Source organism: Sulfurirhabdus autotrophica, from assembly GCF_004346685.1.
In the GTDB taxonomy this organism is placed as follows: domain Bacteria; phylum Pseudomonadota; class Gammaproteobacteria; order Burkholderiales; family SMCO01; genus Sulfurirhabdus; species Sulfurirhabdus autotrophica.
This window is the reverse complement of record NZ_SMCO01000001.1, coordinates 344,810-366,745: the sequence shown is the minus strand read 5'-3', so window position 1 is coordinate 366,745 and position 21,936 is coordinate 344,810. Positions and strand designations below refer to the sequence as shown.

Sequence of the window (21,936 nt, the reverse complement as noted above, 5' to 3'; positions counted from 1 at the left end):
CTAGCGTCATTCTCATTGGGCTTTGGTTTGTTTCTGCGTGCGCATCAATATTTTTTCTTTTGTTTCAGGTGTATGGCTACTTCAGCAACAACCGTTCCTGCCAGCATTTAGCTGGAACTGGTTATTTTTGGCCATCCCTTTGGTGGTATGGGCCATTATTCCTGCATCCACTAAATACACCCTCGTAATTCGACTTCTATTAATCAACACATTTTTTCTTGGGCTGGGTTATTTATTTGCTGCTGAAATGGCACATCACCGGCTTGCTGAAACGCTACCTCAGGCATGGGAAGGAAAAGATATTCAGATAGTAGGTGTGGTAGCAGCATTACCCCAACTGAGCCAAAGTGGTACCCGTTTCGAGTTTGACGTTGAGCAGGTAATTACTCCTGGCGCAATGGTGCCAAGCCATATTCAGCTTAGTTGGTACAGCGGAGATTTTCACAAACCGGTCGAAAATCCTGTTACAAAAGTGCATGCGGGAGAACGTTGGGTGTTGACTGTGAGATTGAAGCGCCCCCACGGTAATGTTAATCCTTATGGATTCGACTATGAAGCATGGTTGCTGGAACGCAATATACGTGCAACAGGGAGCATCCGAAATAATGCAGAAAACCAACGGTTACAGGCATTTATTCCCAGACCATCTTATCTGGTCGAATCCCTTCGCGAATATATTGCCCAGCGGCTGCAGCAAGGTCTGGGCGACAGGCCATACGCAGGTGTACTGGAAGCCCTTGCAATAGGCGAGCAGAGTGCAGTGCCGCAATCTCAGTGGCTGGTATTTTTGCGCACCGGCGTCAATCATCTGATGTCGATTTCCGGATTACACGTCACCATGATCTCAGGACTGTTTCTGTCATTAACCTACTGGTTATGGCGTCGCAACCATCGGCTGGTTTTATGGCTGCCTGCGCGTAAAGCCGCTTTGTTGGTTGGTGTTGTGGCTGCACTCAGCTATGCGCTCATAGCTGGCTTTGCTGTCCCTGCGCAGCGCACATTTTATATGCTGGCTATCGTTGCTGCAGCATTGTGGGCAGGCCGAATTACTTCGGTTTCGGTCGTTCTTTCCCTAGCGCTACTGGTGGTTTCTTTGCTTGACCCATGGGCCGTATTGTCACCAGGTTTCTGGTTATCATTCGGTGCGGTTGCCGTCATCCTATATGTGAGCGTAGGCCGTATAGGTAAGCCACACTGGTTTCGTGAGGCTATCACTACACAATGGGCCGTTACTTTGGGACTTGTTCCAGCGTTATTGGTGTTATTTCAGCAAGTCTCCATCATATCGCCCATTGCTAATGCATTTGCTATTCCGGTTGTCAGTTTAATAGTTGTACCGTTAACGTTGGCAGGTATTATTCCCGGATTCGGTTTTCTGTTAATCCTTGCGCACACCGTTATGGATTGGTGCATGCAAGGGCTGATGTATTTAAGCGCGCTACCCGACGCAGTATGGCAGCAGCACGCTCCGGTGGCATGGACAGCACCTGTCGCAATGTTTGGTATTTTATGGCTTTTATTGCCGAGGGGGTTTCCCGGGCGCTGGCTGGGTGCGATAAGTCTATTACCCGTTTTCTTGATACTGGCACCCGCGCCAAAAGGCGATGCGTTGTGGTTGACCATACTGGATGTCGGGCAGGGTTTGTCAGTGGTTGCCAAAACCGAACATCATGCCTTGCTTTATGATACCGGCCCGGGTTTTACAGAAGAGTCAGATAGCGGGAATCGCGTTATTTTGCCTTACCTGCGAGGAGCAGGCATACGGAATCTGGATGGCCTGATCGTGACGCATAATGATCTTGACCATAGCGGAGGCGCTATTTCAGTATTGGATGGCATACCGGTTGAATGGATGGCATCATCCTTGCCGCTTGATAGTCCGATACTAAAGCATGCATCACAATCAAAACGGTGTTACGCAGGACAATCGTGGCAATGGGATGGCATTTTTTTTGAAATGCTGTATCCCACTTCTGAAAGCTATTTAAACGATACCTTAAAAGATAACGACAGAAGTTGTGTATTAAAAATTGTAACGCCCTATGGCAGTGTTTTGCTGACTGGGGATATTGAGCGTGGTGCGGAACAGGAATTGCTGGATAGAGCACCGCAATCCCTAAAATCGACAATTTTATTGGCCCCCCATCATGGCAGCAAAACGTCATCGACAGAAGAATTTATAGCGAAAGTTGCGCCGGATGATGTGGTTTTTACAGTTGGGTATCGCAATCGTTACGGCCACCCAAAGCAACAAATCATTGAGCGATATAATTTGCTGGGAAGCAAGTTGATTCGTTCTGATCTGGGTGGTGCAATTGAATATAAATTCGAGAAAAATTTGAATTTGATATCCAGTGAATATCGGCAAGAGCACCACCGTTATTGGTGGGATTGACGATTTTAATACTTGGCAGTACTAGCGGAAAAAACGAAATTACATTGCATTTATGCCATAATATTTCATGATTTCAGTTCACCACACCTTAAATTCTTCCCCCTGCAAAGAAGGCGGGGATGTTCAGACCTGGCTTGATTCTCTTTCTCAACGTTTTACACCTGCTGAGATTGAAACGCTTCGACAGGCCTGTGAATTTGTAACGCCCCTCTATGTCGGTAAAGCAGAGATCACAGGCGCGCCTTTGATACAGCATGCGTTGGGCGCAGCTTCGATTTTGATCAGCATGAATATGGATTTTGAAACTATTTCAGCTGCCATTTTGCACGCAGTACCTGAGTCCATGGATGATTGGATGGAAACGCTGACAACGCGTTTTGGTCTGAATGTTGCCAAACTGGTGGAAGGCATTTCACGTATGGAGCAAATTCAGGAATTCAGTGAAATGCATGCTCAGCAAAGCCAGGAACAGGACAAGAAAAAAGGCGATAACACCCAGCAAGTAGAAGGTCTTCGCAAAATGTTGCTGGCGATGGTGGAAGATATTCGCGTTGTATTGATCAAACTGGCTGAACGTGCTCAAACCATGCGTTGTCTGGCGAATGCGCCGGAAGATTTGCAGAAATTCATTGCACGGGAAACCCAGGGACTGTTTTCCCCATTGGCTAATCGGCTTGGCGTTTGGCAAATTAAATGGGAATTGGAAGATCTTTCCCTGCGTTATCTGGAACCGGTACTTTATAAAAAAGTAGCCAAATTGCTTGATGAACGTCGAGTTGACCGTGAAAAATATATTACAGATGTCCTGCAGCAATTAAAGCAGGAGCTTGCTTCGGCAGGCGTCAAGGCTGAGGTCACAGGCAGACCAAAACACATCTACAGCATCATTAACAAGATGAAACGCAAGCAGGTTGAATTCAGTGAATTGTATGATGTGCGGGCCGTCAGAATATTGGTTGATGATGTCAAAGATTGTTATTCCACGCTCGGGTTAATCCACAATTTATGGCAGCCAATACCCAGCGAGTTCGATGACTACATTTCACACCCCAAAAGCAATGATTACCGTTCTTTGCATACCGCAGTCATTGGTCCTAAAGGGCTTGCGCTGGAAGTGCAAATACGTACATATGAGATGCATCAACATGCTGAACTGGGTGTGGCAGCCCATTGGCGCTATAAGGAGGGTGGCAAGTCAGATGCCCGGTTTGATGAAAAGATTGCCTGGCTGCGCAAAATTCTGGAATGGAAAGAAGAGGTAACCGATAGCGGTGACATGATGGAGCAGTTCAAAAATGAATTGTTCCAGGACCAGGTCTACGTATTGACACCTCAGGGTAAAGTCATTGATTTACCAAAGGGCTCAACTCCCATAGATTTTGCATACCTCCTGCACACCGATCTGGGGCACCGCACTAGGGGCGCCAAGGTGGATGGCAACATGGTGCCGCTCAACTACAAGTTGCAGAATGGCCAGCGTGTTGAGATTCTATCTACAAAACAGGGCGCACCAAGCAGGGATTGGTTAAATCCCAGTCTAGGCTATCTTCAAAGCCCCCGTGCCCGAGCCAAAGTGCGACACTGGTTCAAGTATCAGAATTTTGAAGAAAATGTCTCGCAAGGCAGAGCGCAACTGGATCGCGAATTGCATCGGCTAGGTGTGACATCGCTTAATCAAGAAAAGCTCGCCCAAAAACTGCACTTCAATAAGCTGGAAGACTTACTGGCTGCTATTGGACGTAGCGATGTGACGCACCGCCAGATCATACTTGCTATCCAGGATGAAGTCGCTCCTAAAACCGAAGAAGTGAGCAAGCCTTTCACACCAAGGCCATCGGTAGCAACCGAATCCCCTGCAGGTATTTTGATTGAAGGAGTGGGCAATTTGCTCACCAACATGGCAAAGTGCTGCAAACCGGCACCGCCAGATCCCATAGTAGGTTATGTGACGCGTGGCAGGGGAGTGACTATTCATCGTAGCGACTGCAAGGCTATGTTGCGCCTGACGGATGAAAGGCGGAGTCGGCTAGTTAATGCACAGTGGGGTGGAAAAAAAGCCTCTGCATTTGCGGTAGATGTTGAAGTGGATGCCTATGACAGACAGAGCTTGCTGCGTGATATCACGGATGTTTTTGTCAGAGAAAAGGTTAATGTGACCAAGGTTAATACGTTAAGCAAAAATAATCGGGCCAAGATGCAATTCACGATTGAAATAGCTGATCTTGAGCAATTAAGTCGATTGATAGCGTTGATTCACCATGTTCCCAATGTAATGACAGCCAGACGTCAAAATTAATCTTGTTTGTGTAATAAGTTGTATACACCTGTGATTCATGTGTTTCTTTAATGGTAATGAATTGAAAATACGATGGATTTGTTTTAAATGCTATTTGTTGTTTATCTTCAATTCATTTGAAAAATATCGCTTTCAGGTAGTTCAATTGGTTAATCTACGATTCGCTAATTGAACCCAATGGAATTCTCGGTTACAATACGCAGGCTTTTTTAGGCGGTTAGCTCAGCTGGTTAGAGCGTCTGGTCGACATCCAGAAGGTCGGAGGTTCGAGTCCTCTACCGCCTACCACATTTATTTTAGTTATAATTTTGTAGCTATATGTTAAAAATCCATGTTTTTGGATTTTTTCTCCCCTTCTTTATAATCCTAATTATCTGTTACAAAATCTGATAGTAATCTCTAAAATGTCATATGTTTGCGTATCAGATTTTCTCAATTGATCACTTCTGATAACGCTTCAAATTTTTGTGATTGATTATTGCAAAAAACCTTGTTTAAAAAATTACTTGTTACTCAATTGGTTACATTGTTATTTATATAGTTGAATATATCAATCGTCTTGAAATATTATTTACGTTTCCTATAGTAAACGCAGGTGGATTTTAACTGCCTTATTTGAACGCAAAAATATAATTCAGGAGATACATCATGGACGATACTACAAAAACCGGAGTGGCAACATCAAATAAGGGTAAAGAGATACAAAAATCAGCGCCTATGCGTGTGATGAATCCGTTTGAAGAAATGGATGAGATGTTCGATAATTTTTTACAGCGTGGATGGATGAGTCCTTTTCAAATGAATCGCCCAATGTTGCGTTCTTTTGACAGGGCATTTGAAGGCAAAGTGCCAAGTGTGGATATTATTGAACATGATGGGGATATTTTGGTAAGGGCAGAAGTTCCAGGTGTTGATAAAAAAGATCTGGATATTTCTGTGACAGAAAACACGGTTACCATCAAAGGTAAATCCAGTCACGAAGAAAAAGAAGAGAAGGGTGATTATTACCGGTGTGAGATATCACGAGGTGCATTTGCTCGAACCGTATCTCTGCCCCACGATGTTGATCCGGACAATGCGAAAGCGAGTTTTAAGGATGGATTGTTGGAAATGACTATTCCCAAACTGAAGAAATCCAAGCGCCATAGTGTCAATATCGATTAAATATCAAACAACTTTTTTGATGTGACCGTTCAGTAAGACTTCGAGTGTAAATCAGCTGTAAATGGATTTGCGCTCGAAAAATTGTTATAGTTAACATTAATAAATCGCAATAACATATTGTTATTATTTTATTATTAATGTTTCAGCTATTACTTGGAGCGAGTTGGTTTTATTAAGCCATTTCATTCAGGAGTGTTTGTTATGTCAGAAGTTAAATCTAAATCCCGAAGCAAGAGTAATAATTCATCCCCTACCTCTAAAACGAATATATCTAGTAAGTCAAAACAGGCAAGTTCTGCTGCTCAGATTACAAATTCTGTTACTCCGGAAGAACGCTATCACATGATTGCAGAGGCAGCCTATTTTCGTGCCGAAAGTCGCGGTTTCGTATCGGGAGATCCTTCACACGACTGGTTTGAGGCTGAAGCAGAAATCGAGCGTATTCTTCAACACCAAAATAGCGAATCGAATGGGGGGAATAAACAAGCTTTTCAAAGTAAGCTTGAAGCGCAGCTCAAAGAGTGGGACGCGAAGCTTGCTGAATTAAAAGAAAAGGCATTGGAAACTACAGCAGAGATTCGCGAGGATTATGAAAAACAGTTGCAAATTCTTTCGGGTAAAAGGGCTGTCGCTCATGCAAAAATGCAGGAATTGAGCCAGCGAACTGAAGATGCCTGGGAGGATTTGAAAGGTGGCACTGAAAAGGCTTGGGACGAAATGCGAAAAGCGCTCAATCAAATTGCATCTCGTTTTAAATGAGTTGTCCGGGGTGAGTTTGAATAGTTGGTTTCCAAGTGATCGGAGCGTGCAATGAATCGACTATTGAAGTTCATGATATTGAGTTTAGTCGTAACTGTGACTGGGTGCCAAAAAAAGGAAGAACCTTCGCCACTTAAAACAAGTTCTGAAGAGGTTCAGAAGTCAACCACTGAGGGCAACGTGGCGAAGGCAGGCAAATTGAATCAAGGTCGCAATGAGTTTGTCAGATAAATTCTGACAGAACTGGATGAAATGAACACCAAAATGACGGAACTCCGGAGAACAGCGCAAACGGCTACTGGCGAGGCGAAGGATGGCACTTCCTGATAGCTGGTTGATTTGAAGTGTTATTCAATCTCTTGGCGGAGGATTGATGAAAACTATCAATTGTTTTCAGCAACCCCTTGGTGATCATCGCGTGTCAGTTTGCAATGCTTCCAGCAGACTACGGATGACGGTTTCTCTTAAAGATTGCCATTGCCGCGTTCCATTGAAAACGTGTTTTTGGTTGATTTCCAATTCTATTCCCACATAATTTTCAGGCTTAAACTGGCGTCTTAAATAGGCTGTGAAACCATCAGACTTACCTGTATAGGGGTAGTTTCTGCGCACTTTCAGTTTGGGTAGCTGTGATTTAAATGCGGTTTGCCAGCGAGAGCATAGTTCAGCTTCGGCTTGTCGCGTTGGATCATAAAGCAGACCAATATCAGCATTGCGTATTTCTCCGTTAAGCTCGGGTGTGAAGCTATGAGATGAAATGTGAATAACCATTTTGTCTTGTTTAATGGCATTGGCAATAACCGACTCAGCTTTGTTTCGGTACGGCAGGTAATAGTGTTTAAATATGTCATCGCGAATGGCTGATGGCGCTTGAGACACGGTTTCAAAGTGAAGTTTCGGATGCCCGATAGACCGGTTGAGATCGATGAGCAGGCGACTGGTAGTAGATATGAACAAGGGTGCGGAGAGTGTTTTGGCCAGTAATTTTGCCATGGCAAGCGCGCCCGCATCGTAGCCACGATGAGATTCAAGCAGTAGCTCATGGCCTGTGAACAGATGACGAAATTGAGGGGGAATCCGATTGCCGCCGTGCTCGCAAGTAATCAGAAATTGAATGGTCTTAGGCATGTTGCGGTTGAAACACTTGCCCATTTTCGAGGCAATTGCAAAGCGACAGGTAAACTGCTTTCAGGTTTTGATGACTGAAATCTCCGCTAACGGCTTGAAGAATGCGGCGAGCAAGTGGCCCTTGTTCCAGAATGATATTCAAGATTGCATGCTCGGTTTCATCGTGGGCAGGTTTATGCCACATCAACACTTCGATAAAGTGTCGCCACAGTTCCCGTGCTTCACACCTTGCCACGGGGAAACCCATAAGAGTAAGAAAGTCTGCATCTTCTATCATTGCCTTTTCAGCATCGCGTATGCAGTGGTGCATGATCTGTACCAGGCGCTCCGTGCTGAACTGTTGTTGCTTTTCCAGTGTCGCCCAATGGTTATCATAAAAGGCTCTGACAACAGCAATGACAGCACTAGCAATAGCAAGATCTGCCTGTGGACATTCTTGCAGATCAATTACCCTGATTTCTATCGCATTCCTATCGAAGCGCGGAATGGCGCCCCGGGCGTTGAGCCATTCATGTTGAAGCACCCCATCGGGATCAAATATCGCTATGTCGCGATACATGGGGGAGAGTATCTGCTCAGCGTATTGGAATTTTGTCATCGCAGTTTCAGGAATGACTTGGCCGATAATGGAAGGGATTTTGATAGGGTGGGAGCGATACACTTCCATACGACAATCCTGAAAATGCGTGAGATTGCCTTCTATAATGGGTGAGCTTGCGGCGATAGCCGGAATGATGGGAAGTACAAGCCGGATTGCAGCATGGAGTCGGGAGAATTCCTCGTCATTGAAAAATGGCAAATTCAAATGCATGCTTTGCAGGTTTGCCCAGCCATGTTGTTTGCAATTGAAAATGTGGTCAAAAGCTTGGTAAATATCTGCATGATCGTGGTCCCATAGCCTTGTTTCGTTACTTGGGTTCATCCATGGATGCATGGCTGAAGGCATGAGCATTGCATTGTGAGGTGCTAACAATCGGTTGATGTATTGAATTTCTGCCTGGAAGGTAGCAACAAGGGGCGCGATGGCTGGAACAGGGGAGGGGTTTTTAATTTCTATGAGATGTTTGACCAGTTCATTGGACCAACCGACTTTCCCTCTTGCAACGTCTGAAACATAGCTTCCGGCTTCCATACGTAGCAGCTCGTCAGCCATGGGTATGACAGCAAGGGTATGTTGATCAACAATCATGTACTCCAGCTCTATTCCATACCCCGTGAACGCATGGAGTGCCAAATTACCACTCATCGCGAACCCCGTTTACGTTCTTCGATGCGCCTCAAAAATGATCCCATGATTTCCCGGTAGATTGCATCTTTCAGCACATCATCTTCATTTCCGGCATCGACATTTGGGTTATCGTTAATTTCGATAACATAGCAACGGTTTTCCTGTTGTTTGAGGTCGACGCCATATAGCCCATCCCCTATGAGATTAGCTGCCTTGAGTGCGGTCATCACAACTACCTCAGGCGCTTCACTCACTGACACAGCCACCGTAGGCCCCTCACTTAAGATTTGCCGCTGTTCATCACGTTTGACTATTTGCCAATGTCCGCGAGGGAACATATATTTGGCCACGAAAAGCACACGACGGTCCAGAATACCAACACGCCAGTCAAATTCCGTTGGCAGCCATTCCTGAGCAATAATGAGTTCCGATTTTTCCATGAGTTCGCTTGTTTTAGTGCGCAATTCCGCTTCTGTTGTAACTTTTACTACTCCACGCGAAAATGAACTGTCAGGTTGCTTAAGCACACAGGGCAGGGCAAGGAGAGGCACAATTTGTTCAATATTGTCACGGTGAACGATCAACGTTTTGGGCGTTGGAATATTGTTTCGAGTAAGCAATTCTGCCAGGTAGACCTTGTTATTGCATTTTAGGATGGAATCGGGATCATCAATTACCACCAGGCCTTCTGCAACAGCACGCCGGGAGAAACGAAAAGTGTAATGATTAGCGTAAGTGGTGTCGCGAATGAATAAGGCGTCAAATTCTGGCAGTCTGCCAATATCTGTACGGGTGATAAACTCCACTTGCAAGCCCAGGCTTTCAGCTGCCTTCTCGAATTTTTTCATGGCCTTTGAATTGGATGGCGGCTCTGTATTGTCAGGTGCATGCAGGATGGCCAGGTCGTAACGCGGTGCTGGCCGTTTACGCATGTGCTGTCTGCGCCCCATGAAATAGTCAGTCGCAGCTTTCACCACAAATTCCTGATGATGGGGCGGAATGTCACTGGCAGCAATAGCCCGTACAGTACGGATGCGCCACTGATTGCGCTTGCGCACGAAATAAGCGCGCAACAGGGGCGACTGCAACAGGTTAAAAAGTTGATGACTCAGCGTAGCGTATCGATTGGCTAAATTTTGTCCAAAATAGATACTGAGCTCAAATTCATCCGATTTAATGGTTGATAATGATTTTTCTATCAATTCATCCAGACTTTCAGTAAGAAGGCGAACCAGATTTTGTGATTGCAAGTCTTCCATTGTGCCAACTTTTGGAAGCGGTTTCTGGCCACGCGCTTCCGCAAGCAACGAAACGTAATAGCCGATACTTTGGTAATGGTAGGATTTGCAAAGGTTAAATACCTTGATAGAGCGATCATTACCATAGGCTGGATCGGTGAGATAGGTGCGCGCAGGTACTACCTCCACACCCGGTACTTCAAGTGGCCAGTCCCGAGGGTTATTCACGACGAACAAGTTACGCATTGGATTATTTTTTGCCGCGCTGGGGTTGAATGACTAGCAGATTGGCGTCATGAGTGACGATACCGAGTAATACAGCACCCAATACGCGATCGATATTTATCCAATATTCATGAGTGGGGCCGAATGGGTGAGGCCCATAGGGGTCCGCTACCAAGACTGTGCGGTTTATCCTGTTGTATCCCGCTATGACGACAAAATGCCCGCTTGGTGTACCACGAACGTCGTCCGGGGTGTCTTCAGGTCCGTATTCTCGTGCGCAACGATAAAGATAAGTTGAACTTAGTCCAGTCAGTATCGGCGTATTGCGACGTAATAATCCCCTGATAAGCGGGCGTGTCAGGTCCTGGAATCGAAGTCGGCCCCCCAGATTCAGAAAATCCAGGTAACCTGCAGTGGCAAGCAATAGTCTGGAGTCATTCTTAACTTCACTCTGGCGCTGAAGGCGTTCGGCGATATCCACTGCCGGCTTGGCAAACCAGGTGGGGTCAAATACCATCAGGTTGTAAGTGTAAATGGTAGCCTTAAAACCTTTGCGCAATGCATCACAAGCAAGAAAGACTGCAAATGTTCCCCCATGTTCGAATTTTTGTGTTCGTTCAATAACACTGTCAAGTGATCCATTTTCTCCCCAATAACGATATATCGCATTAAGGCAGGTAGGCCCGCAAGTGGTTTCATTTGGCTGAGGCTGCATTTTGACAGGCAGTTTCAGCGTAGTTGGCAGCATATTGGTAAAGCCTTCTATGTATTTTTTAATGGTTTTTTTGTACGCAATTTAAATATAGTTGATAAGGCAAATTTATTTACCATTATGAAAATAAATAATTGATGAACTGGGGTAATCGGAAAGATCGGGAGGTGTGAAATTCCCTAATACCGGCTTTATGCGAGCTGTCTGCTATATTTGATGATAGTTAATTCAAAAATGGTATTTCCACAGCTAAATGCATTAATCGCCGATGAATATTGCAAACCTGCCAATTGCTGAAGTCCTGACCAGCCTTAAGGCATCAGAACAAGGGCTGAATTCTGCGGATGCTGAAAGGCGGCTGAGAGAATTTGGCTACAATCTTATAGAAGAGATTAAAGGTAAACCTCTCTGGATTAGATTTTTAAAGGAATTCACGCATTTTTTCGCGCTGATTCTATGGGTTGCTGCAGGACTTGCGATGTTTGCTGAACTCAGAAACCCAGATGAAGGCATGTGGCAGCTCGTCACTGCAATTGTTGGTGTTATATTGATCAACGGTTTTTTCTCGTTCTGGCAGGAATATCGTGCCGAGCGAGCCATTTCAGCCCTCAGAAATTTGTTGCCTCAGAATGTGAAAGTCATGCGTGATGGACAACTCCAGACAATTTCTGCCAACTTGCTTGTACCAGGTGATGTTGTCCTGTTTTCTGAAGGCGATAATGTGCCGGCTGACTGCCGACTGATTCAGGCTTCTGGTGTCAGGGTAAATACTTCGACTATTACCGGTGAATCCTTGCCTAAGGCAAGAACCGCAGCCGGCACTGATATAGGTTCGGCGCTTGAAGCAAACAATCTGCTGTTAGCAGGAACTTCACTGGTATCTGGGGAAGGAAAGGCTGTTATTTTTGCGACAGGCATGCATACAGAATTCGGCAAGATTGCGCATCTGACGCAAACCGAGGGCGAGGCAGGATCTCCATTGCAGCGAGAGATTGTACGTTTGTCAAAACTGGTAGCAATGTTTTCTTCAATATTAGGATTGATCTTTTTCGGAATTGGTTTTGTTATCGGTTTGCCTTTCTGGGATAACTTCATGTTTGCTATTGGAATTATAGTTGCCAACGTACCTGAGGGTTTGTTGCCTACGGTCACATTGTCATTAGCCATGGCTACTCAACGGATGGCAAAACGGAATGCTTTGATACGCCACTTGCCTGCAGTCGAAACCTTGGGTTCAACTACTGTCATTTGTAGCGACAAAACTGGCACGCTGACACAAAATAAAATGACAGTGAAACGTATTTTTTCCGATGGCGTACTTTACCCACCAGATGTTGTTGATGCTTGCGCAATTAATGTGCAACTGCTGCGTAATGCACAGTATTGCCATAGCCTTAAGCGCAGTATTCATAACAGCCAAGTTACCTGGCTTGGCGACCCCATGGAGTTGGCCCTTGCCGAGTTTGCAAAAAATATGAATGATTTTGGCGAAGCACCGCTCATTAGCGAGATTCCTTTAGACAGCGAGCGTCGCAGAATGTCAGTTGTCATCGAACATAGTGGTGAATTGTGGCTTTATTGCAAGGGAGCTCCTGAAACAATTATGAGTTTGTGTGAACACGTGGATTTAAGTGGGGTGCAGACGCGACTTGATGATACAGCCCGACGTCGTGTAAGCGATGCGCAGGAGGAAATGGCTGGAAGAGGATTGCGGGTATTGGCTTTTGCCTATCGTAAGCTGTTGATCAATGAGATTCCCGCTGAAAAAGAAATGGTGTTCTCAGGTTTGATCGGGCTGCAGGACCCGCCCAGGCCGGAAGTGCCGGAAGCTATGGAACGATGCCGCACGGCAGGTATCAAGGTCATCATGGTGACTGGTGATCACCCTCATACAGCAGTTGCAATTGCACGTGAAATCGGCATGGTGAAAACCGAAAATCCTCTCGTAATGCATGGTGAAGCACTACGCAAATTAACCCCGGCACAACTACAGATCGCACTGGATAGCCCGGAAATATTATTTACTCGTGTGACGGCTGAGCAGAAGATGCTGGTTGTTCAGGCATTAAAAAGAAAGGGTGAAATTGTTGCGGTCACTGGAGACGGCGTGAACGATGCACCAGCATTAAAATCTGCGCATATTGGCATTGCAATGGGGATAGCCGGTACTGATGTTGCCAAAGAAGCGGCCGACATGATTTTACTGGATGATAACTTTGCCAGCATAGTCAATGCGATCGAAGAGGGGAGAGCGGTTTTTGAGAATATTCGCAAATTTCTGACTTATATTCTTAGCTCGAATATACCGGAAATAGTGCCGTACCTTGCTTTTGTGCTGTTCAAAATTCCGCTTCCGCTCACCATCATCCAGATTCTGGCCGTGGATTTAGGTACGGATATGTTGCCTGCCCTTGCGTTAGGGGCCGAGCGACCAGATCGTGGGCTGATGCAACAGCCACCGCGACCATCAAATGAGCGACTGTTGTCTTGGCCCCTCATTACAAGGGCCTATCTCTGGTTGGGAATGATGGAAGCGACTGTGGCAATGACCATTTTTTTCTTTATGTTATACCAGGCTGGTTGGCACTATGGCGAGATGCTCAATAAAACTTCATCACTTTACATACAGGCCACAACGGCTTGCCTGGCTGCTATCGTTATGACGCAAGTAATTAATTTATTTCTTTGCCGTCATCCCAGAGAATCTTCACTTCGTTTTACACTGAAACGAAACCCTTTATTAATACTTGGCTTGATTGTCGAACTTACTATCATATTTGCAATTGTTTACACACCACTTGGAAATATGCTGTTCGGCACTCAACCACTATCAGCAGAAATTTGGCTGTTGATGATTCTTATGGCCTTGGGGATGGGGCTTCTGGAGGAGATAAGAAAGCACTTCGTACGAAATCGTCACTAGAAGCTTCATGACATCAGGCGTTGAGTAATGACTGGTTGACATGTTACAACAGTATGTATGTCAAGTCAGGTAGATATCTGATTTATATAGGCTATAAAAAAATGAGAACTGCTTGAGGAGAGCTCATTATGCTGCGTGATCAAATGTTTAACCAGATAGAGCAGAGAATTCGAAAATTAGTTTTGCCCATGAGCATTAATTTTTGGGATGAGCGAGAGATGAATCTTGGCAAACACTCTAAAGTTAAATTGTCTGTGCGATCACCCCATGCACTAACTTCATTGGCTAACCCTAGCATGGGGAAGCTGGCAAAAAATTACGTTGAGCAACAAATTGATTTGGAAGGAAGCATGCATGACATCATTCATGTAGGCGAAATGTTTTGTGATGCGGCTTCCTGCATTGCTCAACCAAGCAGGACAGGATTGAGCTGGTTAAGGCAGTCAAGGGTAGATGCCAGCAAAGAAATAAGCTATCACTATGATGTATCTAATGATTTCTACAAACTGTGGCTGGATAGACGCATGGTCTATTCCTGTGCGTACTTTAAACACCCTGATGACAGTCTGGATTTGGCGCAGGAGCAAAAACTTGAGCATATTTGCCGCAAGCTGGATTTAAAGACTGGCGAGCAGTTTCTCGATATTGGCTGTGGTTGGGGCGGATTAATATTTTGGGCAGCAGAGAATTATGGTGTCAACGCAACAGGAGTCACCCTGAGTCTAAATCAATATGAATATGTTCAAGAGCAGATTGTTAAACGTGGTTTGCAGGATAGATGCAAAGTCAGGTTAATGGATTACCGTGATGTGCCGGTAACTGAAAAATACGAGAAAATTTCATCAGTTGGCATGTTTGAACATGTGGGAATGAAAAATCTTCACCAATACTTTGGCAAAATATATCAGTTACTGCAACCTGGAGGCTTGATGCTAAACCACGGGATCACAGCAGCAAATCTTGGAACAGATGGATTAGGCAGCGGAATCAGCGAATTCATCGAACAATATGTTTTTCCAGGTGGAGAGCTGGTTCATGTGTCAGATGCAATTGAAATCATGTCTCAGCAATGTCTTGAGTGTGTGGATGTAGAAAATTTACGTCCACACTATGCTAAAACCCTTTGGAATTGGGTAGAAAATCTGGAAGCCGGTCAGCAGGAAGCAAAGGAATTGATAGGTGAGAAAAAATTTCGAATTTGGCACATCTATATGGGAGGTTCAGCCCATGCTTTCGAAAGGGGATGGATGTCCTTGTTTCAGATCGTTGCAGGTAAACCCCTTTCTGATGGAACGTTGCCTTACCCCTATACTCGCGACCATGTATATGTATAAACCCTATGCAAGCAACCAAATTGGTTATTAGCTATTACAAAATGAGATCTGATTTTCCAAAATTTAGCGAAACTCAATCAAATCCGAAAATGCCAGCCTGTGCTTAGCAGGTTGGGGGTGCTTGCGATAGCCTATAGGTAGAACCAGAGCTACCTCATACTGGTTGTGATCAATTTGCAGGATGTGCCTCACCTGATCCGTTCCAAAAGCACCAATTGGGCATGAATCTATACCGATTGCTGCCGCTGCAGTCATCATGTTGGCAGCGGCAATATGGCATTGAGCAACGCTCCAATCCGTGAGATCCCTGTTTTGCACAAACTCACGATAAAATTGATGAAATTCTTCAGTTTTATCAGGAGGCAAATTAAGGCGGCTGAATTGCGCTATAACGTATGCACTATCAGGTTGCAAATCAGATATCTTGGCAAGGATAACAATGACATCGCTGCTGGAACTGATCTGTGGTTGGTCTGAGCAAGCGTGCCGAAGCTTTACTTTTAATTGCGGAGATTGAACCACAATAAATTTCCAGTGCTCCAATCCCATTGACGATGGTGAGAGACGTCCGGCTTCCAAAATAAAATCCAGATCAGATTGCGGTATTTTTCTTGAATCATCAAACAACTTGCAGGCATGGCGAAAATAGAATGCATCCAATAAGGCGTTTTTCATTATCATGGCTTTTCCTTGATGAAATCTACCCAATTCACAAATGGATAAATCCCGAAAACGGATAGAAAGTGCGTATTTATTCTCCAAATTTATGGGGCAATCGAGGTAACGAGTGTCTTAAAAGTAACAGTTCGTGCTGTTGCTTATTTTCCTTCCTGCTCCCCTACGGGTTCAGCATCATGTGTCTGTGGATGCGCAGTTCGCAGCCATCCCGCCTCACTATCCCAGAAAAGAGGTTTTTCAGTTTGCAACAGGTGGAGCAAATTGCGGAAGTCATCCGAATTCAGGTTGGTTAGCCGAAACAACTCTGTCAGACGGGTTGCACTTCGTAAAATGATCCGACCACAACCTGGTTTATCTGGGCTTCCGGAAGGCATCCATTCTGCGTAGTAGTTGCCAATATTGACGACTGCCATTATGACTTCTCCTTGATAAGGTTCTCTGAAAATAATGAATCGATGCACACATCTATTTCAGTATAGAAGTTTCTCTATGAATATTTTTGGAGAAATTTAATTTGTTCAACACGCGAAATTAACTGCTTGAATTGTTGATAAATGCGTATTGATTTTTTGTGATGGCACATCTTAAATTAAGGAATAGAGCAGATCAGTATGAGTTAATGTGCAAGGGGTGAAATTATGGCTATAGATGAAATTTGTAACCGGGAAGTGGTGATAGCATCAAAAGATACGACCGTTCTGGAAGCGTCTCGGCTCATGCGCCAGTATCATACGGGTGACCTGGTGATCGTGGAAGAAATGAATGGCTTGCGAGGTCCGATAGGGATTGTGACAGACCGTGATCTTGTCATTGAAGTTGTCGCTATGGCACTGGATTCATCTGTAATTACGATTGGTGACATTATGGGGAGCGAACTTGCCGTGGTGAATGAAAGTGAAGGTGTTTTTGAAACTATGCGTTACATGCGAACAAAAGGGGTACGTCGACTGCCGGTGGTAGATGTTAAAGGGGCATTGGTTGGCATTGTGACTCTGGACGATTTACTTGAACTGCTGGCAGAAGAGATGAATGAGCTATGCAAAACTGTTTCAAATGAGATAAAACACGAAAGTCAAACCCGCTCAACACATGTTCATTTTTGAGGCAAATTTTTCAATATTCAGAAACAGAACCAAGGAAAACATAGTTGAATAATGTTGAATATCTGCAGTTTTCTCCTAGAGGGGAGGGCTTATTGCAGTATCACAGTGGTTGTGCGAAAATGCGCCTTTACCGAGAAACTAAAGTGATAGTGCACTTTTGAAGTGAGTCTTGTACTATTTACTGGTTCCGGATTTAGCAGGCGCCGTGCTTCTAGCTAAATTGAATAATTAACAAGGGGACGAAAATTCGTTTCCTTTGATAGGTTAGAAAGCGAGGGAATAATCCCGATCGCGCCTACAACAATACAGAGTGCGGTTATCCGCACTTTTGTTTTTTCTGGAACGTGTATCTATGCTTGTTGTCCGTTTGCCTGATGGCTCTGAACGCAATTTCGACAGTCCAGTAACGGTCGCCGATGTGGCCGCCAGCATTGGTACTGGATTGGCGCGTGCTGCGCTAGCCGGTAAAGTGGATGGAAAGTTAGTTGATACATCGTATCTGATTGAAAAAAACGCTGATCTTGCAATAGTTACTGATAAAGACGCCGATGGATTGGATGTAATACGTCACTCCACAGCCCATCTGCTAGCTCAAGCCGTCAAAGAACTGTTCCCGGATGCGCAGGTGACGATTGGCCCTGTAATCGAAGATGGTTTCTATTATGATTTTTCCTATAAGCGCCCGTTTACACCTGAAGATCTGGCTGCGATCGAAAAGAAAATGAGCGAGATTGCCAAGCGCGATTTAAAAGTAGAGCGCAAAGTGCTTGAAAGAACGGATGCGATTCGGTATTTCATGGATCTGGGAGAGCATTACAAAGCGCAGATCATTGAGTCTATACCGGGTGATGAAGACGTATCGCTGTATAGCCAGGGCGATTTTACCGATTTGTGTCGTGGCCCCCATGTGCCATCTACTGGAAAACTGAAAGTATTCAAGTTGATGAAGTTGGCAGGTGCTTATTGGCGCGGCGATTCAAAAAATGAAATGCTGCAGCGCGTATATGGCACAGCATGGACCAAAAAAGAAGACCAGGAAGCCTATCTGCACCGTCTGGAAGAGGCAGAAAAGCGCGATCACCGCAAGCTGGGCAAGGTGCTGGATTTTTTCCATATCCAGGAGGAAGCGCCTGGTATGGTTTTCTGGCATCCCAATGGATGGGAGATCTGGCAACAAATTGAACAATACATGCGCCGCAAGTTAGTGGACCACGGATATCAGGAAGTTCGCACTCCACAAGTAATGGATCGCGCATTGTGGGAAAAATCAGGACACTGGGAAAATTACCGTGAAAACATGTTCACGACGCATTCCGAATCCCGCGATTACGCAGTAAAACCAATGAATTGTCCTGGCCACATTCAAATTTTCAATCAGGGCTTGAAGAGCTATCGCGAATTGCCATTGCGTCTGGCTGAGTTTGGATCGTGTCATCGCAATGAGCCATCAGGTTCACTACACGGCATTATGCGTGTACGTGGTTTTACACAAGATGATGCCCATATTTTCTGTACTGAAGCGCAAATTCAGGAAGAAGTCGGCGCATTTATAGATATGCTGCAGGAAGTCTATAAGGATTTTGGTTTCAATGAAGTGCTGGTTAAATTATCTACTCGCCCTGTAAAAAGGGTTGGAGCAGATGAATTGTGGGATAAAGCAGAAGCTGGCTTGGAAGCAGCACTGAATCATAAAGGCTTGGCATGGGAGTTGCAGCCAGGTGAAGGCGCTTTTTATGGTCCAAAAATCGAGTTCTCTCTGAAAGACTCTATTGGTCGCGTTTGGCAATGCGGTACTATTCAACTGGATTTTGCATTGCCAGAGCGACTGGAAGCTTCCTACATAGCAGAAGATAATTCGCGCCAGGTTCCGGTGATGTTGCATCGCGCCATTCTGGGTTCCATGGAGCGTTTTATTGGTATTCTGATAGAAAACCACGCTGGAGCCATGCCGTTGTGGCTGGCACCAGTTCAATTGGTAATTATGAATATCACTGATAAACAGGCTGTTTACGTGACTTCTGTTGCAGAAGAATTGAAAAAATATGGCTTTCGCGTGCAAACAGACTTGAGAAATGAGAAAATAACCTATAAAATCCGCGAACATAGTTTACAGAAGCTTCCGTATCAGATCATCGTTGGTGATAAGGAAATGGAAGCAAACCTGGTTGCCGTGCGTGCACGTTCAGGAGAAGACCTGGGGCAAATGTCACTGGAAACACTTGTAGAGCGTTTAAAACAGGAAGTGTCACAACGAGGTGTTGTGGCTTGAATTGAGCGAGGGGTGAAGTTCGGTATTTGGAATTGATTTCCATTGCTGTATACTTCACCCCTCGCGTTAACTTGATTTGGAGGTTTTCACTATCGCTCAGGGTAAAGAGCAGCGGCTAAACGGCGAAATTACTGCACCGGAAGTCCGCTTGGTTGGTTTAGAAGGCGAGCCGCTTGGTATCGTCAGTTTGGCTGAGGCATTAAGGTTGTCTGAAGAAGTGGACGTTGATCTGGTTGAGATCGCACCACAGGCTGAGCCACCTGTTTGTCGCTTGATGGATTTTGGTAAATTCAAATATCAGGAAAGCAAGAAACAGCATGAAGCCAAACTTAAACAGAAACAGATTCAAGTCAAGGAAATAAAGTTTCGTCCGGGAACGGATGAAGGTGACTATCAAATTAAGTTGCGCAATTTGATACGTTTCCTGGAAGAGGGCGACAAAACCAAAATTACTTTGCGTTTTCGTGGTCGTGAAATGGCTCATCAGGAGATTGGATACAATCTGTTGAAACGTGTAGAAGCAGACTTGTCTGAATTTGGCACGGTTGAGCAGTTTCCGAAAATGGAAGGCAGGCAAATGGTAATGGTGCTTTCTCCTAAAAAGAAGTAAGCGTAGCTTTTTAAAATAAGTAATGTCCGGGCTATTTAAAGCTTTCTTGGCTGAAAGCGCCCGGCGTTAAGCTAAAATTGGAGTTATCAATGCCTAAGATGAAAACGAAAAGTAGCGCTAAAAAGCGCTTCAAAGTTCTGGGTGGCGGTGGAGTGAAGCGTGCTCACGCTTACATGCGCCACATTCTGACCAAGAAAACCACAAAGTCCAAGCGTCAGTTGCGCGGTACTACGATGGTTGATGCCAGCAACACACGCTCGATTCGAGCTATGATGCCGTACGCATAAAGGAGAGTCAGAATGCCTAGAGTAAAACGTGGAGTCACGGCACGTGCCCGTCACAAAAAAGTTATAGCACAAGCTAAAGGTTTCCGCGGTCGTCGTGGTAATGTTTACCGTATTGCCAAGCAAGCGGTAATGAAAGCAGGGCAATATGCCTATCGCGATCGCCGTCAGCGTAAGCGTCAGTTCCGCTCATTGTGGATTACTCGTATCAATGCAGCATCTCGCGAGTTGGGTTTAACCTACAGCGTGTTTATGAATGGCCTTAAAAAAGCGGCTATTGATATTGACCGTAAGGTGTTGGCTGATATCGCAGTTTTCGACAAAGCAGCTTTTGCTCGCATTGTAGAACAGGCCAAAGCTAGCCTTAGCGCCTAAGAAGTAACTTGAAAAAAGGAGGCTTTAGGCCTCCTTTTTTTGTTTTAAGATATGAGTAAACTGAATTTTACTCCACCTGAATTGTTATAATATATTTGTTTAATTTTCATTGATAACAATGTATTATGGTTTGAAGTTAATGTGGATTAAACTTTAGTTTATTTCCCCCGTGATAAATACATTACATTCAAGATGCAAAATCTCGACGATATTCAAAAAGAAGCGCTCGATCTATTTCAAACAATAGATAATGTGGTTGATCTGGAGCAAGCTAAAGCGCGTTATTTTGGAAAAAGTGGCGCACTGACAGAGTTGCTTAAACAGCTTGGAAAAATATCCGCAGAGGAGCGTCCTGCTGTTGGTGGACGAATCAATCAGGTAAAGCAGTTGCTTGAGCAATCGCTTAAGGAACGGAAAGATGCTATTCAAGCGCAAGTGTTACATGATCAGTTAGCAAAAGAATCCTTGGATGTAACTTTGCCAGGGCGTGGTTTGGGTGTTGGTGGATTGCATCCTGTAACTTTAACGTTACAGCGAATTGAATCCCTGTTTCATTCGATTGGATTTGAAATAGCGGAAGGCCCAGAGATTGAAACGGATTTTCATAATTTTACAGCATTGAATATTCCTGAAGATCATCCGGCGCGTGCTATGCATGATACGTTCTATGTTGATAGCAAACATGTTTTGCGAACGCATACGTCACCCGTTCAGGTTCGTTATATGCTAAATCATCAACCGCCCCTGAAGATTATTGCGCCTGGACGTGTTTACCGCTGTGATTCAGATGTGACACATACGCCTATGTTTCATCAGGTTGAGGGGTTATGGGTCGATGAAAATGTCAGTTTTGCAGAATTAAAAGGCGTGCTGGCTGATTTCATGCAGCGTTTTTTCGAGCGTGATGATTTGAAAGTGCGCTTTCGCCCTTCGTTTTTCCCTTTTACAGAGCCTTCAGCGGAAATGGATATCGCATGTGTCATGTGTGAAGGTAAGGGTTGCCGCGTTTGCAGTCATACAGGTTGGTTGGAAGTGTTGGGCTGTGGCATGGTTCATCCTAATGTTTTTTCACATGTCGGAGTCGACAGTGAGAAATACTTAGGGTTTGCTTTTGGGCTGGGCGTAGAGCGTTTAGCTATGCTTCGTTATGGCGTCAATGATTTGCGTTTGTTCTTCGAAAATGATCTACGCTTTTTAAAGCAATTTAATTAGCAG

General features: G+C 44.8%; 18 protein-coding genes and 1 tRNA gene. 13 read left to right on the top strand and 6 right to left on the bottom strand.

Annotation, left to right across the window (positions count from 1 at the left end):
* The first annotated feature begins 37 nt into the window (after positions 1-37).
* The 5 genes from EDC63_RS01845 to EDC63_RS18655 all read left to right on the top strand — a co-directional run bounded on the left by EDC63_RS01845 (position 38) and on the right by EDC63_RS18655 (position 6,614).
* Positions 38-2,395, top strand: coding sequence for a DNA internalization-related competence protein ComEC/Rec2 (locus tag EDC63_RS01845; protein WP_124947657.1), 2,358 nt, complete (start codon positions 38-40; stop codon positions 2,393-2,395).
* A gap of 67 nt (positions 2,396-2,462) precedes the next feature.
* Entirely contained in the window at positions 2,463-4,691 is a 2,229-nt protein-coding gene (gene relA, locus EDC63_RS01840) for a GTP diphosphokinase (RefSeq protein ID WP_124947658.1), read from the top strand.
* A 211-nt stretch (positions 4,692-4,902) separates the two neighbouring features.
* Positions 4,903-4,979, top strand: a tRNA-Val gene (locus tag EDC63_RS01835).
* 360 nt (positions 4,980-5,339) lie between these two features.
* Positions 5,340-5,855 (top strand): Hsp20/alpha crystallin family protein, encoded by a 516-nt coding sequence (locus tag EDC63_RS01830; RefSeq protein ID WP_124947659.1) that lies wholly within the window; start codon positions 5,340-5,342, stop codon positions 5,853-5,855.
* Positions 5,856-6,056: 201 nt separating this feature from the next.
* Entirely contained in the window at positions 6,057-6,614 is a 558-nt protein-coding gene (locus tag EDC63_RS18655; protein ID WP_124947660.1) for a DUF2934 domain-containing protein, read from the top strand.
* Positions 6,615-7,025: 411 nt separating this feature from the next.
* Here the strand turns inward: EDC63_RS18655 and EDC63_RS01815 are convergent, their stop codons facing one another.
* The 4 genes from EDC63_RS01815 to EDC63_RS01800 are packed head-to-tail and all read right to left on the bottom strand — an operon-like array spanning position 7,026 to position 11,181.
* Positions 7,026-7,742 carry an N-formylglutamate amidohydrolase gene (locus EDC63_RS01815; RefSeq protein ID WP_124947661.1) on the bottom strand — a complete coding sequence of 239 codons (717 nt, stop codon included), beginning with the start codon at positions 7,740-7,742 and terminating at the stop codon, positions 7,026-7,028.
* Positions 7,735-8,988 carry a carboxylate-amine ligase gene (locus EDC63_RS01810; protein ID WP_124947662.1) on the bottom strand — a complete coding sequence of 418 codons (1,254 nt, stop codon included), beginning with the start codon at positions 8,986-8,988 and terminating at the stop codon, positions 7,735-7,737. Before EDC63_RS01810 ends, EDC63_RS01815 begins: the two co-directional genes overlap by 8 nt.
* Positions 8,985-10,454, bottom strand: a complete 1,470-nt coding sequence (locus EDC63_RS01805; protein WP_124947663.1) for a RimK family protein — start codon at positions 10,452-10,454, stop codon at positions 8,985-8,987. The genes EDC63_RS01810 and EDC63_RS01805 overlap by 4 nt, the downstream gene beginning before the upstream one ends.
* Before the next feature lie 4 nt (positions 10,455-10,458).
* Complete coding sequence (locus EDC63_RS01800; protein WP_124947664.1) at positions 10,459-11,181, bottom strand: cysteine peptidase family C39 domain-containing protein; 723 nt, start codon at positions 11,179-11,181, stop codon at positions 10,459-10,461.
* 232 nt (positions 11,182-11,413) lie between these two features.
* On the opposite strand from EDC63_RS01800, the gene EDC63_RS01795 reads away from it, so the two are divergent.
* Positions 11,414-14,068 (top strand): cation-translocating P-type ATPase, encoded by a 2,655-nt coding sequence (locus tag EDC63_RS01795; protein ID WP_124947665.1) that lies wholly within the window; start codon positions 11,414-11,416, stop codon positions 14,066-14,068.
* Positions 14,069-14,196: 128 nt separating this feature from the next.
* On the top strand, positions 14,197-15,402 hold the full coding sequence (locus EDC63_RS01790) for a class I SAM-dependent methyltransferase (protein ID WP_223248423.1): 1,206 nt from the start codon (positions 14,197-14,199) through the stop codon (positions 15,400-15,402).
* 63 nt (positions 15,403-15,465) lie between these two features.
* On the opposite strand, the gene EDC63_RS01785 is transcribed toward EDC63_RS01790, so the two are convergent.
* Positions 15,466-16,083 (bottom strand): NAD(P)H-dependent oxidoreductase, encoded by a 618-nt coding sequence (locus EDC63_RS01785; RefSeq protein WP_124947666.1) that lies wholly within the window; start codon positions 16,081-16,083, stop codon positions 15,466-15,468.
* 137 nt (positions 16,084-16,220) lie between these two features.
* Positions 16,221-16,493, bottom strand: coding sequence for a hypothetical protein (locus tag EDC63_RS01780; RefSeq protein ID WP_124947667.1), 273 nt, complete (start codon positions 16,491-16,493; stop codon positions 16,221-16,223).
* A 225-nt stretch (positions 16,494-16,718) separates the two neighbouring features.
* Between EDC63_RS01780 and EDC63_RS01775 the strand changes: the two genes are divergently transcribed.
* The 6 genes from EDC63_RS01775 (at position 16,719) to pheS (ending at position 21,933) form a co-directional block, all read left to right on the top strand.
* On the top strand, positions 16,719-17,183 hold the full coding sequence (locus EDC63_RS01775; protein WP_124947668.1) for a CBS domain-containing protein: 465 nt from the start codon (positions 16,719-16,721) through the stop codon (positions 17,181-17,183).
* A 352-nt stretch (positions 17,184-17,535) separates the two neighbouring features.
* Positions 17,536-19,452, top strand: a complete 1,917-nt coding sequence (gene thrS / locus EDC63_RS01770) for a threonine--tRNA ligase (protein WP_124948010.1) — start codon at positions 17,536-17,538, stop codon at positions 19,450-19,452.
* 76 nt (positions 19,453-19,528) lie between these two features.
* Positions 19,529-20,062 (top strand): translation initiation factor IF-3, encoded by a 534-nt coding sequence (infC, locus tag EDC63_RS01765; RefSeq protein WP_442267841.1) that lies wholly within the window; start codon positions 19,529-19,531, stop codon positions 20,060-20,062.
* 89 nt (positions 20,063-20,151) lie between these two features.
* Positions 20,152-20,349 (top strand): 50S ribosomal protein L35, encoded by a 198-nt coding sequence (gene rpmI / locus EDC63_RS01760; protein WP_124947669.1) that lies wholly within the window; start codon positions 20,152-20,154, stop codon positions 20,347-20,349.
* Between the two features lie 12 nt (positions 20,350-20,361).
* Entirely contained in the window at positions 20,362-20,721 is a 360-nt protein-coding gene (rplT, locus tag EDC63_RS01755; RefSeq protein ID WP_124947670.1) for a 50S ribosomal protein L20, read from the top strand.
* A gap of 192 nt (positions 20,722-20,913) precedes the next feature.
* Positions 20,914-21,933, top strand: a complete 1,020-nt coding sequence (pheS, locus tag EDC63_RS01750; RefSeq protein ID WP_124947671.1) for a phenylalanine--tRNA ligase subunit alpha — start codon at positions 20,914-20,916, stop codon at positions 21,931-21,933.
* Positions 21,934-21,936 lie beyond the last annotated feature (3 nt).

Bases quoted from the DNA above. Each gene is read 5' to 3' on its own strand.
- pheS (WP_124947671.1), top strand. From the start codon at position 20,914: ATGCAAAATCTCGACGATATTCAAAAAGAAGCGCTCGATCTATTTCAA.
- EDC63_RS01810 (WP_124947662.1), bottom strand. From the start codon at position 8,988: ATGAGTGGTAATTTGGCACTCCATGCGTTCACGGGGTATGGAATAGAG.
- rpmI (WP_124947669.1), top strand. From the start codon at position 20,152: ATGCCTAAGATGAAAACGAAAAGTAGCGCTAAAAAGCGCTTCAAAGTT.
- EDC63_RS18655 (WP_124947660.1), top strand. From the start codon at position 6,057: ATGTCAGAAGTTAAATCTAAATCCCGAAGCAAGAGTAATAATTCATCC.
- EDC63_RS01775 (WP_124947668.1), top strand. From the start codon at position 16,719: ATGGCTATAGATGAAATTTGTAACCGGGAAGTGGTGATAGCATCAAAA.
- EDC63_RS01800 (WP_124947664.1), bottom strand. From the start codon at position 11,181: ATGCTGCCAACTACGCTGAAACTGCCTGTCAAAATGCAGCCTCAGCCA.
- EDC63_RS01795 (WP_124947665.1), top strand. From the start codon at position 11,414: ATGAATATTGCAAACCTGCCAATTGCTGAAGTCCTGACCAGCCTTAAG.
- EDC63_RS01830 (WP_124947659.1), top strand. From the start codon at position 5,340: ATGGACGATACTACAAAAACCGGAGTGGCAACATCAAATAAGGGTAAA.
- EDC63_RS01790 (WP_223248423.1), top strand. From the start codon at position 14,197: ATGCTGCGTGATCAAATGTTTAACCAGATAGAGCAGAGAATTCGAAAA.
- EDC63_RS01780 (WP_124947667.1), bottom strand. From the start codon at position 16,493: ATGGCAGTCGTCAATATTGGCAACTACTACGCAGAATGGATGCCTTCC.
- EDC63_RS01805 (WP_124947663.1), bottom strand. From the start codon at position 10,454: ATGCGTAACTTGTTCGTCGTGAATAACCCTCGGGACTGGCCACTTGAA.
- relA (WP_124947658.1), top strand. From the start codon at position 2,463: ATGATTTCAGTTCACCACACCTTAAATTCTTCCCCCTGCAAAGAAGGC.
- EDC63_RS01815 (WP_124947661.1), bottom strand. From the start codon at position 7,742: ATGCCTAAGACCATTCAATTTCTGATTACTTGCGAGCACGGCGGCAAT.
- rplT (WP_124947670.1), top strand. From the start codon at position 20,362: ATGCCTAGAGTAAAACGTGGAGTCACGGCACGTGCCCGTCACAAAAAA.
- thrS (WP_124948010.1), top strand. From the start codon at position 17,536: ATGCTTGTTGTCCGTTTGCCTGATGGCTCTGAACGCAATTTCGACAGT.
- EDC63_RS01785 (WP_124947666.1), bottom strand. From the start codon at position 16,083: ATGATAATGAAAAACGCCTTATTGGATGCATTCTATTTTCGCCATGCC.